Here is a 14646-nt window from a genome sequence, read left to right as displayed (position 1 = left end):
GCTTCGCATATAATTGAGTCATAAGACCTATTAATGGTTTTGAAACAGGTATATAGGGGGATTTTTGTAATGAGCGAAGTAGGTCAATTGTCGTTAGTGAGACAGATGGATATTGTTTTTAAAGAACTGGATGATGAACTGGCGGGTTTGTCGTCAGGAACTGTATTTGTACAAATACGTAACAACGTGGTTGGAAAATTTGGTATCCGTCATAATCCGATTGCAGGTAAAGGCGGTACATTTGGAGCGGTGGAGCCTGGGCTGTCAGTAGATCATCGGGCGGACTTCCGTCGTATGGCGCTGGATACACTAAATCACAAGCGTAGCTGGACTCATGGTGAAATTGCTTTCGATTTTGCCGTCAGACAGGGAACCATTCTGGTAGATGCTACGCTGGAATCGAATTATAACATGGCGAATCTCATGATCCGTTATAACAAGCCTACATACCGAGCGGCTAATTCCGAATAATCATCCATATTAAAGAGTAAAGAAAGGGCGGCCTTCCTGGGGAAGACCGCCTTTGTTATATGCCCGCCTTATCGTATTTTGGTTAAATGCGATAAACGGAATGCTTCATGTGGAATAATGACGCTTATTGACCTGAACGACCTGATAATTGCTGTTCGGCCAGTTGCACCAAGCGTTTAGTGATATAACCTCCCAGAGAACCAGCCTCACGGGATGGCATGTCACCATAATAACCGTCTGCCGGAATGGTGATGCCCAGCTCTTGCGCTGCTTCATATTTCAATTGTTGTAGTGCGTTGTTGGCTTGAGGTACGACCAAGTTGTTACTGCGGCGTCCTCTGCCTTGATTAGCTCCATTAGCCATGTGTAGTCACCTCCTTCGGCTGTGATGAGGTTATTATGCGACAGAGTTATGAAAATATGCGCCGAAGGAAGGAAAATGAATAGAGGGAAATTACGGATATATCATATGAATCTGAGTTTTCAAGTTAATGGATTGCTGAGGCTCCAGACGAATCAAACCGCCTGCGCCCACAGGATCGTGTAGATTGGGTGCATCAGACAACCAGGTATAGGGCTCGATGCAAAGATACTGATCGCATTCACCCTTGGTATACAACACCCAATACTTAAAGTATTGATCATCCGCCGTGTAGCGAATCTGATAACCGTCATCACGGGTCAACAGGGCCTCAGCAGGTCCCTCCGATGCTCGCAGCAGCGTATCCAGATTCGTTCCTTTCAGGGAAAGTCCCGTAGAGAGCGGCTCCAAGTCATTCAAAGGGGTAATTGTACCTGTTGGGAGCTGTTCAGCGTCTTGCTCATATACCCCGTTTACAGGCAGCTTCAAGCGCCAGCGTTCAGGCTCTCCATCCACCATAAACCAGGTGTGATATCCCAAGCCGAACGGGGCTGCTTTGTCACCCAGATTCGTTACACGCAGCGTTTGACTCAAAACGGGTCCCTGCAAGCGGTAAGTCATCTCAAGACGCAGAGGAATAGGAAACTGCTCGATCCAGTGCGGATCACTTTCCGTCAACAGCTCGGTGGTCACGCTGCAACCTTCCTCATCTTCTTCAATATCACTGCAACGCCAGGATTGATTACGATGCAGCCCATGTATATGATTGTCGTTGGCCGTATTCCGATCAAACTGATAGGGAACACCGTCAAACTCGAATTGTCCTTTGCGGATTCGGCCGGGAGGGATCAGAATCGGCAAGCCAAAATGATACGGCTTTTGCAAATAAAAGGCCAGTTCTTCCTCGCCAGGACGCCGTACGATATCCCGATCCAGCTTCAGATCACGCACCGAGATAATATTATTCCCGAGACGGGGGATCATCGTAACTTCCAGCTCAGGGCTATGTAAAACATACGTGTCGTAATTATTCCAATGTTCTTTGGTCACTTGTTTCATATCCATGCTCCTTTGTCCACTATAATCGGTTGAAGCTTCGTGTCATTATGATAACAGATTTTAGACCGCAGGGCACAATCGTCATTTGACAATAACAGGATACGGAATTATCATAAATGTAGTTTACAATGTAATGACATGGATAACGCGATGATAAGGACAAGTAAGCCTTCGCATACGCTCTTCAGAAAGCCGGTGGTAGATGCGAACCGGTGAGCCTGCACTGCTGAATGGACCTTGGAGTGCCGCACAGAACAGGAAGCATTCTTCCTCAGTATGACGGCCGATTGCTCCCCGTTAACGGAGCTATAAGATTGCAGGCAGCCACGGAGCATGACTCCGACAAGTAACAGGCTGAAGGCAATGAATAAGGGTGGTACCACGGTCTCGCGTCCCTTGAGGATGCGGGGCCTTTTTGCGTTCAATTATTTAAATAAATTTCAGGAGGAATGATGAATATGAAAACGGTACTTTCAGGCATTCAGCCCAGCGGACAGCTTACTTTAGGCAATTATATCGGTGCAATGAAAAACTTTGTCAAATTGCAAGAGGATCATCGCTGTTACTTTATGGTCGTAGACCTTCATGCCATTACGGTGCCCCAGGAACCGGCTCAATTGCGTGAACAGTCGGAGGCCGTGGCGGCATTATTTATTGCAGCAGGTATTAACCCCGAGCAATCCAACGTCTTTTTACAATCCCATGTACCTCAGCATGCGGAACTGGGATGGTTGATGACAACCCTGACCCATATGGGCGAGCTGGAACGCATGACCCAGTTCAAGGACAAATCGGCGGGTAAGGACTCGGTAGGTGCGGGATTGTTCGTATATCCAGCGCTGATGGCAGCTGACATCTTGCTTTACAATGCGGATTTGGTTCCTGTAGGTGACGATCAGAAGCAGCATCTGGAGCTGACACGCGATTTGGCAGGTCGTTTCAATCACCGTTATGGAGATTATTTCACTGTTCCCGAGCCGTATATCCCTGAGGTGGGCGCACGAATTATGTCATTGGATGATGCCTCCAAAAAAATGAGCAAAAGCAATCCGAATGCGGGCAGCTATATTGCTCTGCTGGATGAACCGAAAGTCATTCGCAAGAAAATCAGTCGTGCTACCACTGATTCCGGCAGTGAGGTTAAATATGACCCGGCAGGCAAACCGGAGATCAGCAATCTGATGGGAATTTACAGCCAGTGTACGGGCCTGTCGCTTCAGGAAGTGCAGAATCGTTATGAGGGTCAAATGTACGGTACGTTCAAAAAAGAGCTGGCAGAGGCGGTTGTAGCCACCCTGGAGCCTATTCAACAGCGCTATCGTGACATTCGGGAGTCCGGTGAAATTGGACGCATTTTGGCCCAATCCGCAGAGCGGGCGCAAGAAGCTGCTGAAATCACGCTGGCTGCGGTCAAAGAGCGTATGGGGTTTCTGCCCCGCAAGCGCTAAGACAAACCGCAGGCCAACGCAATCAGCCGTTTACCAGAAATGTCTCAGGAGCGACGTTGTCTGGCCTTAACAACAAAGCCCCAGCCGATGTTGCCGACAGAGAGAAGGCCCAGTAAAATGGCAAGCCAAGCGGAATAACTGATGGATATGGCGGCTGCCGTCAGCAGGACAATAGATGAAACGGCGAACCACAAGGATAGACCTTTGCTCATGGGAAAAACCTCCAGCGTTCGAATGTTGAATTTTAGGAATAAGCAGGTGTAGGCGAGCCATAATAATCTTGCAAGCTTGCAATGAACCTCACTCACAAAGAACTGAAAGGAGATTCAAATATGAGCAGACGTCGTTCAAACAACCTGCAAGTACCGCAGGCCAACGCCGCTTTACAACAATTAAAATATGAGGCCGCTCAAGAACTCGGCATCACAATTCCTCAAGATGGTTACTACGGTAACGTCGTTTCCCGCGAAACAGGCTCTCTCGGGGGATACATCACTAAAAAGCTGGTCCAACAAGCAGAGCAATCCTTGTCGGGCAGTGGCCGTATGCAGTAATACACATAAACACCCCATCTTGGAAGCTGTATTATGAGCAACTGTGATGAAGAAAATCCGGAGCAATCATGCTCCGGATTTTTTGCGCGCATGGCTTATGACCATTGTGAATCACACAAGTCCGCTTCGTCAAGAGGGCGCTTTCATGTAGATATTTCATGGAGGGATGGATTTTTCTCTGTAAACGGCAAAAAAACAGCAAGCTCCGGGGATCAGGGGAGACTTGCTGTTTGTCGTTCGCGTTGCTTGCTGATATGCTTTTTTAATTCGTATGCAGGGAGAGGCGTTTCTGCATCTTTTCATGGCTGAGCCAGCCGATATAGCTGTTGATCAGTCCAAACTGCTTATCCATGGCGACGACGGCCACGAAGGGATATTGCCTCCGATGCCGATAACGAACATCCGCCCAACGCACAATGTAGCCCCATTCCAGCTCTTCCACCTCTGCAACAGCAAAGGAAGAAAAATAGCGGAATGCCTGCACATCACGGTAGGATTTGGATGCTTCTACGGCAGGATGTGTGGACGGAACCGCATGTTTTGTCCAAAAAAGATGCTTCCCGTTCAGTCCGCCAATGTCATAACTTCCATTCTGATGAGCTTTTACCACATGCCACCGGTTCCATGAAACCGTGGGAATGATATAATAGATATCGTCCGGCTGGCGCTCGGGGTCCATATCACGTACCGCGTTTCTGGTACGGAAATGACTCCAGGTACGCCAAATATAGTACAGGCCTGTAATGATGTACAACGTAATAAATAAGGGAGCTGGTAAAACCAGTCCAGTGATCCACAGTAGAATAGCAGCAACATGGGTGCCGAATATAAAGGGATCAAAGATGTGGATAATATTCCATGATATCCACTTGGACGTAAACGGCCGAAATGCCTGTGTCCCGTACGTATTGAACAAATCTGTAAACACGTGCAGGCAGACAGCAATCGTGACCCACAGGGCGACATGACCGACAGGTACATCCCTAAAAATAAGAGCAATTAATCCCGTGATGGACAAGATCCATATCAACCAGAAGGGAATGGAGTGCGACAGTCCACGATGATTGCGGATGTAGGCTGCATTGTTTCTTAATCGCAGCAAGGTGTCAAAATCCGGTGCCTGTGACCCTACGACCGTGGCCAGCAGTATGACTGCCGCCAACTTTGGATCTGCGGCGACGGCAGGATCGGTGTAGGCCAGCCCGGCCAACCCGATCCCCATGACAAAGTGTGTGGCTGTATCCATATTTGTCGCTCCTTTTTTGTATTGTATCCTGTACTTATTACTACCCTAATTTACTGTAAACGATCAGCAAGGTCGATTCGTCATCGAAATTGTGAACGTTTTGTGCGTTTTCTGTCAAACTTTTTACGGAAACTATATGATAAAATTTATATCGGAGTTCAACTTACTCCCGAATTCATACATCTCAAAGGGGGAGTTACTCACAGTGGATAATATTAGTTATGAGGCTACTTCGGATACGACTACCTATTCGGTTAAATCCAAACCACCCGGTAAGGCTGGGACATGGAAAGATTTTATAACGGTCACCAAGCCAGGTATTCTGCGCACCAATCTGGTTGCGGCATTTGGCGGTTTTTGGTTGGCTTCACAATGGGACGTTGACTATATAAAGCTGATTCTGACGTTGGTAGGTACAATGCTGGTTATGGCGTCTTCTTGTGTTTTTAACAATTATTTTGATCGTGAACTGGATTTGAAAATGGAGCGTACACGCAATCGCTCACTGCCAACAGGGCGTTTGACTCCCACAACGGTGTTGTCATACGCTATTATTTTGGGCGTTGTCGGGCTGGCTGTACTGTTCTTTTTTTCTGGTGTCAAGGCAGGATTGCTCGGTATACTCGGCATGTTCGTATACGTCGGTATTTACACGCTTTGGCTGAAACGCTCATCCACATGGAGTACATCCATTGGCGGTATTTCGGGCGCAATGCCTCCTGTGATCGGCTATGTGGCCGCTTCGGGTCGTATTGACTTGGGCGCATGGCTCTTATTCGCTCTTTTGTTCCTATGGCAGCCGCCTCATTTTTGGGCACTTGCAATCCGCAGGGTCGAAGAATACCGCGCAGCAGGATTTCCGTTGTTGCCTGTCGTGAAAGGCATTCAGCGTACTAAAATTCAAATGATTCCTTATATCGTGCTGCTGATTCCGGTACCGATCCTGATGTATGCTTATGGATATGCTGGCATGATTTTCATGATTGTTTCCGTGCTACTGTCTGTGCTCTGGGCATTTTATGCCTTTAAAGGTTTTACCATTAAAGAAGAAGAGACGGATTCATGGGCTAAAAAAGTATTTTTCTTTTCCATTAACCATCTGACACTCAGCTTTCTGCTGATGATCGTGGATACGGTTCACAAATTCTAAGACAAGACATTTTTAATAAAATTAATTGCGTGTAACATTTAGCTGTTCATCAGGCATAAATCGGCCTGGCGGACAGCTTTTTTTGTGGATGGTTTTCATGACTAGGGTTCTCATAACTATAGTTTTATAACTAGGGAACAGGCGGGTATAAAATATACTCTTCCAGTCCTGCCTTTTCCAATTGGGCGATCACATATTCATCTGGTGTGCCTTCTACTCCTGCGTATCCTTTGCGGGTATATATATGAAGCGCATCTGGAAAAGAGTCGGCAAGCACACCCCGTATTTTTTTGCCTGAGCTGTCATTGTCCATAAACAAGTATATTTCGTCATGCTTGGCCTGCTTGCGGAGGGACTCCAGTTTTACTGAGTTTAGCGTGCCGAAGGTGCATAAGATATGAACCTCGGGATCAAGTAAACGACGAAGTTTACTGCGGTCATTTTTCCCTTCAACGATAACGGTAATCGTCATCTTGCTCACCCCCTGCCTAAAGCCTGTGCTCGAAATTCCCCGGGAAATGAAAGAATATGTGTATAGTGTAGCTCCAAACAGGGTTCTCATGCAAAAAAAAGCAACAAAACAGCCTGCCAGAAGTGGCAGGCATGGGTACAAGGGCGGCATGTTAGGGCAATTCAGACATTAAATCCAGCAAGTACGGAGAATAATGACGAGCAGAATATAAAGAACGAGAATGATGCCAGTCGAAGTCCCCAATCCACAACAAGAAACTGGGCTCACAGGATGACAGTGGCTCACGAAATGCACCTCCCTTCATACATAAATGTTCAGTCAAACCAGTCTATGTTGATAAGGGCTTTAGGTACTGTGCATTCGCCTTCTTGTAAGGAACTTTGGGCGTTAAAGGGAGAGCTTCTCAAGCGATCTAGGAATGATACGGCCCTGAGGCAGACAGCGGCGGTGTTGGGAATAGCCGCTGAATGGGAATGAACAGCAAGCCGGTCATCAAAATCAAAAAAGCAATAAAAAAAGGTGAAAAATGAACGGGGAGCTGGCCAGCCAGCACCGGTCCGGCAAAGGAGCCGATAGATGTTGCAATGGATTGCAGCGCAAAGGTTTTGCCCAACCGTGCTCCTCCAAGCCGTATAAAGAGTGAGGCCAGCGCTGGAAAGGTAATGCCTTTGGCTGTTCCCAGTATAAAGAGTACGATTCCAATCACTGGCTCGGGCAAGGTGGCGAGGGCATAGAAGCACAGGGACATCAGTATGATGCCGCAAATCAGCCGGATCATCGGTGAATACTTGTTCAGAAAAAGCAGACTGAGTGTACAGAGCGCTCCCAGACTGATAATGGAAAAGAGCAGTCCCGTGGACATCATGGACGCAGTACCATTGTTGCGTAACGGGATTTCGTAAAATAAAATGCCTTGTGCGCACGCCAAAACAAAAGGTACAAGCAGGTATCGCCAATTGAATGGTAAAAGCGGCTGTGCCCCGGTCAGGGGAGCGGGTGCTGCATGCCCGTCAGACAGTTGAGCCTGGAGAGCAGGTGCTTTTTTAGGTAATGTAAAATAAGCCATGAGTCCTGTAACCACAAGAATGATACCGAGGGAACGGAACGTCTCGCTAAACCCAAAGCTGGCTACAATGAACGCGCCTGCCGCTGGAGACAGGACGGAGGCCAGCGTGTGAACGACGCCATGTCCTGACATATATTTGCCCTGCGTAACCGGATGATCGGATAGCTGCGCGAGCATAGTCATGCAAGCAGGGGACAAAAAGGCCAGCACAAAGCCGCTGATGGCACGAAGAAAAAGCAACTCCCATGGCGTATGAATGTATGCCTGAATGATCAGGATGATCCCTGCGGCTGTCAGGCTGAACATAATATATCGGCGGCTGCCGTGTTTATCTACTCTTGGCCCCGCCATTAAGTTACCGGGCAGATGAGTCAGGGAGTATATGCCCAGCATCCAGCCAATAAAGGTGGGCGCTGCGCCCAGAGAGATGGCGAATGGTGTCAGAATAGGATATTGTGCATGCAGATCAAAAAAAGCGATGAACAAAAACAGATACAGCCAGAGGGCTGTTTTCAAGTGGATGACCCCCTTTCCTTAAATGGACTATCTATGCTGCTATGTGGCACTAGCTCTTTCTAAGTTGTACGCTGGAGTGGACGAACATAGACCCTTTTTGTGCGGACAAGAGGCGGAAAAGAGCTAAGCTGACAGGGAGTTATGTAATCATGTATAATTACAGAGACGATTTTACAATTCAAAAGATGCAGTTGAAAACGGGAGTGTAGTGAAATGGACAAGAGCGTCTGGACAGAGTTTTTAAAACAAAATTGGCAGATCGTTCAGGATAACTGGCTGTATATATTAATCGGGCTTGTCCTATTGCTTGTCATATTGAAGGTTGTGAGGACCCTTGTTAAATGGCTGATTGTCATAGTGGTGGTTGTGGGCTTGCTGATCTACAGCGGTATTTCCTTTGATCAGGTCGGTAAGGTGGTTACCCAGGCGAAGGATGATGCGATTAACAAGTTTCAGAGCGAGGCCCTGAACATGATGATCAAGGAAGGACGGGATGCGAAATACACCTCTAACGGAGACGGTACATTTTCGGTAACCAGCTCCAATCTGGAGGTAAAAGGTCCGTTCGATGGCGATAAGGTCAAGGTATGGTTTCAGGGTATGCCGCTGGGCGAGTGGAGCATGAGCGACACCGTCAAGAAATATATCGAAAGTGCGAAAGACTCGACTGTAACACAACAGTCGCCGCAGTCGCCGTAAAGACAGGGGGAGCATGATGAAACCATCCTGGCTGGAGCCTGTCCTTCATTGGAATGGCGTGACGGTGTTTTTGATCGCTATCGTTCTTTTGTCATTAATACAGGGCTGGCGGCGAGGAGCTTCCAGATCTGTAGGTGCACTATTCGGTCTCATTGTGGATGGCATACTGACCGTTGCCGGGATTTTGTGCTCATTAGGGTTGGCTATGTGGCTTTCACCGAAGGTGCAGCAATGGCTGGCCGCTTATATGGAGCATTTGCCGCAACGGGGACTGAGCGGAATTGAGCAATTTTATTATACGCTTGTAGCAGGGCTGGAGGGCTTTCCGCTGCTGCGTTTTGCCGTATTGTTCATGCTCAGCTATGCTGTCGCGCAATTTGTGCTGCGTGCGATTTATGTGATGGTGGTGGGTGGCAGATCGGATGCCTCTCTGCGTGAGCAGGAACATAGATCGGGCTTTTTCAGCAGGCTGGCGGGGGCCGGGATTGGTACCCTTATCGGTGGAGCACGCGCTGTGATGGTCATAGCCTTGCTGTTTATAGGTGTAAGTTTATACCCGGACAGCGGGTTTAGCAGCTATGTTCAGGCTTCACCGATTTATAAACAAGGGGCGCAATCGGTCATTGAACCATTGTCCGGTACGCTGATTAAGGATAAGCTGCCCGTATTTACGCAGGCCGTCACCAAGGAATTGAACGGCATTTTGCAGCGTAAATATGAAATGATCGACCGGGATATTCCAAACGATATTGAGCAGGCCGCGACCAAGATTACAGAGGGGGCAAGCGGCGATGAACAAAAAGCCAGAGCGTTGTATCAGTGGGTAGGCACGCGCATTAGCTATGATTACGGCAAAGTAGAGGCCTATGAGCAGCGTGGTGACTGGCATGAGCAGACGCCCAGAGATACGTTTGATACACGCAAGGGGGTCTGCATTGACTATGCCCGCCTGTATGCGGTGATGGCCCGTTCTCAGGGACTTCAGGTCAAGGTGGTGACCGGGCTTGGCTACAACGGACAGGGAGGCTACGGTTCACATGCCTGGAATGAAGTGTACTTGAGTGGGCAGAATCAGTGGGTACCGTTAGACCCGACCTGGGCGCAGAGTGGAGACTGGTTTAATCCGCCTGGTTTTGCCCAGACACATATCAAGGATAAAGTGATTTAAAAAGGAGTGGAAAAGGGCACATGAGAAAGATGGACAACGAGCAGGGAAAAGAAAACGAGACGTCCGACCGAAAAAGATTCAGCTTCCGGATCAATCTGTTCTTTTTCAGCTCGTTCATTATATTTACGGTCATTATCGTAAGACTGGCGATACTTCAATTTGTGGAGGGCCCTCAGCTTAAGCAGCAGGAGGCCAGTAATGTTACCAAAAATGTGCCGCTTACGCCGATTCGCGGAACGATTTACGATTCAACCGGTCAGAACAGGCTGGCATATTCTACACCGGTACAGTCGCTGTATATCACGCTTTCCAAGAACTACAGTGATGGTGTGGAAAAATTTCGTGATAATGATAAAAAGCTGTTGCCTGAGCTGGAGAATATGACACAAAAGCTGGCAAATCGGTTTGCTGAATATGGCAATAAAGATGAGCCTAAAATGACGGCAGCGCAAATTATGGACGCTATGGACCGGAACTATCAGCGGTTTAGCGGTTTTACGCCCCGTTTGATTAAAACCAATCTTAATAAAGATGAAGTCGCCTATTTCATGCAGCATAAGAGTGAGTTTCCAGGGGTAGATGTTGTGGAGGAAACCGTACGACATTATGATCCGGATACGGTGGCTGTCCAAACCGTTGGTTACATTAAAAGCTACAAAAGTGCGCGTGAAACTTTGCCAAAATATAAAGACATTCAGAAGTCTCTTTCCGCAGATAATGACCCAGGCCTGATTTATATGGATAACGAATCTGTTGGCTTTGATGGATTGGAACTGCAGTATCAGGAACAGTTGCGGGGGAAAAATGGTTACAAAACCGTCCCAATTGATCCGCGCAACATGCCGGAAGGCGTGGATTCGATCACTCCTCCGCGAAAAGGGAATAACGTCTATTCCACCATCAACAAGGAGATTCAGGTTAAAACAGAAAACGCCATTATGGATCAATTGAGATGGTTGCATTCCCATGCTGTATCTGGCAAGACTCATCCTTATGCCAAAACAGGCTTTGCTGTAGCCATGGAAGTGGATACAGGGAATGTAGTCGCGATGGCCAGTATGCCGGATTATGATGCGAACTATTGGCAAACCGGAAATATATCATCTGATAATTATAAGAAAATTCAAAATGTATATTTGAATGGTACTATTCGCTCCTTTGGCTCCGGTCAATCGGGTCAACATCCAGAGTCAGTTGTACTGCTCGGTTCCACCATCAAACCGCTGTCTGTATTAGTGGGTCTAGAGGAAAATCTATTCAGTACATCGTCCTATTATCAGGATACAGGGGCGGCTTATTTTGGGCGTAACAATTCGTCACGAGTTCGGAACGCCTCAGGTCATGTGTACGGTGGGTTGGACCCGGCTTCTGCCATTCGGCATTCCTCCAATGCATTCATGGTCGATATGGTCGGCAAAAGATTGTATAACAAGTACATTAATAATGCCAAGGAAGATCAGGGTGTGAATGTATGGGACCGCTACATGAAGGAATTTGGACTAGGTGTGCTGACGGGGGTTGACTTACCAACTGAATGGCCAGGACGAAGAGAGTATGCGCATAATGATAGCGAGTCGTCACTGTCCAAATTAGCATATGCTTCTTTTGGTCAACAGGGTAAATATACAACGCTTCAGCTTGCACAATATACGACAGTGCTCGCGACCAAGGGGAAACGGATGGAGCCGCATTTGGTCAGTCAAATTAAAGATACCAACGGCAATGTAGTCCAAACGATTAAGCCAAAGGTGCTGAATGAAGTGAAATTCCCGGATGCTTACTGGAATGAAGTCATACGCGGGATGGCTACAGATGTCAGCGCATTTAATGGTTTCCCGTATGACTTCGCCCGCAAAACGGGTACATCTCAGCAAAGCGTAGGCGGGAAACTGAAAGATAATGGGGTATTTATTGCATTTGCACCACGAAAGAATCCGAAGCTGGCCGTAGCTGTCATTATTCCCGAAGGAGGTTTTGGCGCGACGAGCGCTGGACCTGTGGCACGCAAAATCTTTGACGCCTATGATGAGGTGTATGGTTTGGACGGAGTGCCTAAGAAAAAGGATGCTACAGCATCCGATCCTAATGCAGTTAAACAGCCATAATAAAGTACTACGTAATAATTCATTCAAGCTTCTCTCGGCCTTTGTGCTGAGGGGAGCTTTTTTTATGATCTTTATACGTTTTCTTACAAAATTGTCACCATTAAATTCATCGTTTATTGCTTTAGATATGGTAGGATCAGGAATATGAAACCCTAATTGGAAGGAGTAATGACCAGCTAATATGAACAGAGGAAGCTTGGATAAGAAGTTTTCATTCAAAAAGAAAAGTCATGATGAGAATGAAGAAGCACAAAAAAAGCGGACAGTTTTTCGGACTAATCTTCTTTTTTTCAGTGTTTTTGTGTTATTTGCCATTATCATTACCAGACTGGCGGTCTTACAGTTTGTGCAATCGGCAGAGCTGAAGGAGCAGCAGCAATCCGTAAATACGAAAAATGTCCCGTTAGCCCCAAGTCGCGGCACAATTTATGACTCTACAGGTCTCGTCAAGCTGGCGTATTCAACTCCGGTACAGTCGCTGTATGTGACCTTATCAAAGGATTATAGCAAACTTGCAGAAAAAGAGCGTAAGCCGGGAAAAAAGCTGCTTCCTGAGTTTAATGCTTTTGCTGAAAAGCTTGCAGCCAAGCTGAATGAGTTAGGGAGTACAGAGGGCGAGCACCTTGATGTAGAGAAAATTAAGGAACGACTGGACAAGGACTATACTCAATACAGGGGCTTTACTCCGCGCCTGATCAAATCTGACTTAAATCAGGAGGAAATCGCATATTTTCTGGAGCACAGGCAGGAGTTTCCCGGAATTGAGATTGTAGAAGAAAGTATCCGCCATTATGACCCGGATCGGGTGGCGGTGCAAACGATTGGATATATGTACAAGTTCAAAGGAGCGCGGACCAATCGGCCAAAGTACAAAGAGCTATATCAAGCCAATTCGGAGGTCCAAAGACCCGAACAGGTTTACTCGGAAAGTGAGACCGTCGGATATGATGGCTTGGAGCTTCAGTATCAGGATGTGCTGAGAGGAAAAAACGGCTATAAAACGGTAGAGGTAAATCCGCGTAGCATGCCGGAAGGCATTGAATCCATTACTCCGCCGAAAAAGGGATACCATCTGTATTCCACCATCAACAAGGAGATTCAGCAAAAAACCGAACAAGCGATTGTGGATCAGCTTCGTTGGCTTCATACCCATCCGGTATCGGGTAAGCTCCACGGCGATGCCACCACTGGCTTCGCTGTAGCGATGGAGGTCGAGACAGGAAATGTCGTAGCGATGGCAAGTATGCCGGACTATGACTCCAATGTATGGAAGACGGGAAGTACATCCCCTTCGGTATATAACGAAATTCAGCATAAAATGGGGAACGGAACGATTAAATCTGTCCCTAGTGGAAAAGCGGGTCCGCACCCGGAATCCTCAGTGCTGCTGGGTTCAACCATTAAACCCCTAACCGTGCTGATCGGGTTGAAGGAAAACTTATTTTCTCCCGGACAAACTTATCTGGATACGGGGAGCGCGTACTATGGTAAAAATCGTTCCAGCCGGGTTGGTAATTCGAGTGGACATGTGTATGGTCCTCTTACCCCCAGCAGGGCAATTGAAGTCTCATCGAATACTTTCATGGTGGATATGATCGGCAAGCCGCTGTATGCCAAATATGGCAGTCATGCAGAGGTACATCAGGGAATTGATGTATGGGACAAGTATATGAAGGAATTTGGATTAGGCGTACCGACTGAAGTCGATCTGCCGGGCGAGTGGGCAGGCAGACTTGAGTATACGAGCAAGCATGAAAGTGCGCTGACACGCTTGGTACAGGCATCCTTTGGCCAACAGGGGAAATATACGGCGATGCAGCTTGCCCAGTATACGACCGTGTTGGCAACGAAAGGCGAGCGTATGCAGCCGCATTTGGTCAGTAAAATTGTGGATGATCAAGGCAACCTCGTGCGTGAGTTCAAGCCCAAGGTGCTAAATGAGGTCGCTTTTTCAGATACGTACTGGAATACGGTGATTCGCGGTATGGCTACGGATGTTAGCGCATTTAACGGGTTTCCGTATGATTATGCCCGTAAAACGGGGACATCCCAGCAGGTCGTGGGACGTGCTGTTAAAGATAACGGTGTGTTCATTGCTTTTGCTCCGCGTCAAAATCCGAAGCTGGCCGTCGCGGTCATTATTCCTGAAGGGGGCTTTGGCGCGACGAGTGCTGGACCTGTGGCGCGTAAAATATTTGACGCATATGACGAGGTTTACGGGCTGGATGGTATCCCTAAAAAGCGGCAGACCGCAAAGTGAGGATTTGAATTCTTTTGTGGGCTACTCTTTTTCATGGTAAAATGTCGTTGGACATAAGGGACATACAGGAG

At 47.5% G+C, this 14646-nt stretch carries 15 protein-coding genes; 8 read left to right on the top strand and 7 right to left on the bottom strand.

Translation table 11 applies throughout. The features are described from left to right. Window positions 1-69 precede the first annotated feature (69 nt). Complete coding sequence (locus AC0WRU_RS20095) at window positions 70-471, top strand: O-methyltransferase (protein WP_283653206.1); 402 nt, start codon at window positions 70-72, stop codon at window positions 469-471. 124 nt (window positions 472-595) lie between these two features. On the opposite strand, the gene AC0WRU_RS20090 is transcribed toward AC0WRU_RS20095, so the two are convergent. Together AC0WRU_RS20090 and AC0WRU_RS20085 are read right to left on the bottom strand one after the other, a co-directional pair. Further along, window positions 596-835, bottom strand: coding sequence for an alpha/beta-type small acid-soluble spore protein (locus tag AC0WRU_RS20090; RefSeq protein ID WP_354451835.1), 240 nt, complete (start codon window positions 833-835; stop codon window positions 596-598). 90 nt (window positions 836-925) lie between these two features. Then, window positions 926-1891, bottom strand: a complete 966-nt coding sequence (locus AC0WRU_RS20085) for an aldose epimerase family protein (protein ID WP_476126076.1) — start codon at window positions 1889-1891, stop codon at window positions 926-928. A gap of 458 nt (window positions 1892-2349) precedes the next feature. Between AC0WRU_RS20085 and trpS the strand changes: the two genes are divergently transcribed. After that, the gene (gene trpS, locus AC0WRU_RS20080; protein ID WP_476126075.1) at window positions 2350-3339 is read left to right on the top strand and encodes a tryptophan--tRNA ligase; all 990 of its coding nucleotides are present in this window, start codon (window positions 2350-2352) and stop codon (window positions 3337-3339) included. Between the two features lie 44 nt (window positions 3340-3383). Here the strand turns inward: trpS and AC0WRU_RS20075 are convergent, their stop codons facing one another. Beyond that, a complete protein-coding gene (locus AC0WRU_RS20075) occupies window positions 3384-3551 on the bottom strand; it encodes a hypothetical protein (RefSeq protein WP_007431986.1) in 168 nt (55 codons plus the stop codon). A gap of 120 nt (window positions 3552-3671) precedes the next feature. Between AC0WRU_RS20075 and AC0WRU_RS20070 the strand changes: the two genes are divergently transcribed. Continuing rightward, complete coding sequence (locus AC0WRU_RS20070; RefSeq protein ID WP_025686385.1) at window positions 3672-3893, top strand: alpha/beta-type small acid-soluble spore protein; 222 nt, start codon at window positions 3672-3674, stop codon at window positions 3891-3893. Between the two features lie 262 nt (window positions 3894-4155). Here AC0WRU_RS20070 and AC0WRU_RS20065 read toward each other — a convergent pair whose 3' ends face one another. Further along, entirely contained in the window at window positions 4156-5139 is a 984-nt protein-coding gene (locus tag AC0WRU_RS20065; RefSeq protein ID WP_476126073.1) for a metal-dependent hydrolase, read from the bottom strand. 205 nt (window positions 5140-5344) lie between these two features. Here AC0WRU_RS20065 and cyoE point away from each other — a divergent pair, with 205 nt between their 5' ends. Next, window positions 5345-6289, top strand: a complete 945-nt coding sequence (gene cyoE, locus AC0WRU_RS20060) for a heme o synthase (protein ID WP_476126072.1) — start codon at window positions 5345-5347, stop codon at window positions 6287-6289. A 130-nt stretch (window positions 6290-6419) separates the two neighbouring features. Here cyoE and AC0WRU_RS20055 read toward each other — a convergent pair whose 3' ends face one another. From AC0WRU_RS20055 to AC0WRU_RS20045, 3 genes are all read right to left on the bottom strand, one after another. After that, window positions 6420-6761 (bottom strand): toprim domain-containing protein, encoded by a 342-nt coding sequence (locus AC0WRU_RS20055; RefSeq protein WP_025686382.1) that lies wholly within the window; start codon window positions 6759-6761, stop codon window positions 6420-6422. Window positions 6762-6929: 168 nt separating this feature from the next. Continuing rightward, the gene (locus AC0WRU_RS20050; RefSeq protein ID WP_245233457.1) at window positions 6930-7028 is read right to left on the bottom strand and encodes a YjcZ family sporulation protein; all 99 of its coding nucleotides are present in this window, start codon (window positions 7026-7028) and stop codon (window positions 6930-6932) included. Window positions 7029-7173: 145 nt separating this feature from the next. Beyond that, window positions 7174-8343, bottom strand: coding sequence for an MFS transporter (locus tag AC0WRU_RS20045; RefSeq protein WP_476126071.1), 1170 nt, complete (start codon window positions 8341-8343; stop codon window positions 7174-7176). 213 nt (window positions 8344-8556) lie between these two features. Between AC0WRU_RS20045 and AC0WRU_RS20040 the strand changes: the two genes are divergently transcribed. From AC0WRU_RS20040 to AC0WRU_RS20025, 4 genes are all read left to right on the top strand, one after another. Beyond that, the gene (locus AC0WRU_RS20040; protein ID WP_476126070.1) at window positions 8557-9042 is read left to right on the top strand and encodes a hypothetical protein; all 486 of its coding nucleotides are present in this window, start codon (window positions 8557-8559) and stop codon (window positions 9040-9042) included. 16 nt (window positions 9043-9058) lie between these two features. Continuing rightward, a complete protein-coding gene (locus AC0WRU_RS20035; protein WP_476128688.1) occupies window positions 9059-10210 on the top strand; it encodes a transglutaminase domain-containing protein in 1152 nt (383 codons plus the stop codon). A gap of 20 nt (window positions 10211-10230) precedes the next feature. After that, a complete protein-coding gene (locus tag AC0WRU_RS20030; RefSeq protein WP_476126069.1) occupies window positions 10231-12315 on the top strand; it encodes a peptidoglycan D,D-transpeptidase FtsI family protein in 2085 nt (694 codons plus the stop codon). Window positions 12316-12496: 181 nt separating this feature from the next. Beyond that, the gene (locus AC0WRU_RS20025) at window positions 12497-14575 is read left to right on the top strand and encodes a peptidoglycan D,D-transpeptidase FtsI family protein (RefSeq protein ID WP_476126068.1); all 2079 of its coding nucleotides are present in this window, start codon (window positions 12497-12499) and stop codon (window positions 14573-14575) included. Window positions 14576-14646 lie beyond the last annotated feature (71 nt).

The organism is Paenibacillus sp. 1-8 (genome assembly GCF_056316205.1).
Note: the sequence above shows the minus strand (reverse complement) of the source record. Positions and strands in the feature narration are given on the sequence as shown.